Origin of the sequence: Kineococcus auxinigenes, assembly GCF_050871525.1 — a bacterium.
Classification (GTDB): Bacteria; Actinomycetota; Actinomycetes; order Actinomycetales; family Kineococcaceae; genus Kineococcus.
In genome coordinates this window covers 1-1,229 of sequence record NZ_JBKBCT010000139.1, presented here as the reverse complement: position 1 = coordinate 1,229, position 1,229 = coordinate 1, and the positions used below count along the sequence as shown (strand labels likewise).

1 protein-coding gene is annotated in these 1,229 nt (G+C 71.9%); it reads left to right on the top strand.

Translation table 11 applies throughout. The annotated features are described in order from the left end of the window. The first annotated feature begins 68 nt into the window (after window positions 1-68). Window positions 69-1,214, top strand: a complete 1,146-nt coding sequence (locus tag ACRYR9_RS19645) for an IS30 family transposase (protein ID WP_432499169.1) — start codon at window positions 69-71, stop codon at window positions 1,212-1,214. The last annotated feature ends 15 nt before the right edge of the window (window positions 1,215-1,229 follow it).

Sequence of the window (1,229 nt, the reverse complement as noted above, 5' to 3'; positions counted from 1 at the left end):
GGCGGTCTCAACCGGTCAACGCACCGCCCTTCTTTGATCATGGCGGGGTGGGTGTGGAGGTGGGGCCGGTGCAGACCTTCGGGTTGAGTCCGCAGCAGCAGGACCAGGTGTGGGTGCGCTGGCGTGCGGGTGAGTCGCTGCGCTCGATCGCCCGGTCGCTGGGCATCAACCGCCCAGCCAGCGTGCGCTGCTTCGTGGCCGCGACCGGTGGGGTGCGCCAGCCGGCGCGCCGCCGGGCCGGCCATCAGTTGAGCGCGGCCGAGCGTGAGGAGATCAGCCGTGGCATCGCCGCGCGGGAGAGCACCCGGGCGATCGCCCAGCGCCTGGGCAGGGCGGCCTCGACGATCAGCCGGGAGATCGCCCGCAACGGCGGGCGCGCCGGCTACCGCGCCGGCACCGCTGAGGCCCGCGCCTGGCAGCGCGGCCGGCGCCCGAAGCAGTGCAAGCTCGCCCAGAACGCCTCGCTGCGCACCCGGGTCGAGCGCGACTTGGCCCAGGGCTGGTCCCCGCAGCAGATCGCCGCCCGCCTGCGCGTGGACTTCCCCGACGATGAAGCCATGCGCGTCAGCCATGAGGCGATCTACCTGAGCCTGTTCGTGCAGGCCAGAGGCGCCTTGCGCAAGGAGCTGACCACCGCGCTGCGCACTGGGCGAGCCATGCGCTTCCCCCGCGCCAAGCGGCTGCGGCAGGGCCGCGGGCAGCTGGTGGACACCGTGCCCATCAGCGAACGCCCGGCCGAGGTCGAGGACCGCGCGGTTCCCGGGCACTGGGAAGGCGATCTGGTCTTCGGCACCCGCCCCAGCGCCATCGCCACCCTGGTCGAGCGCCACTCGCGCTTCGTGATGCTGGTGGCCCTGCCCGCCGGCTGCACCGCCGAGCAGGTCCGCCCCGCCCTGGCCCACGCCGTCCAGCGCATGCCCGAGCAGCTGCGCCGCAGCCTGACCTGGGACCACGGCAAGGAGATGGCCCAGCACGCCCGCTTCAGCATCGACACCGGCGTCCAGGTCTACTTCGCCGACCCGCACTCACCCTGGCAGCGCGGTTCCAACGAGAACACGAACGGCTTGCTGCGCCAGTACCTGCCCAAGAACGCCGACCTGCGCACCTTCAGCCAAGCAGATCTCGATGAGATCGCCGCCCGCCTCAACGGCAGACCTCGACAGACCCTGGGATGGAAGACACCCTCAGAAGTGCTCGACGAGGTGGTGCATTGACCCCTTGAGACCGCC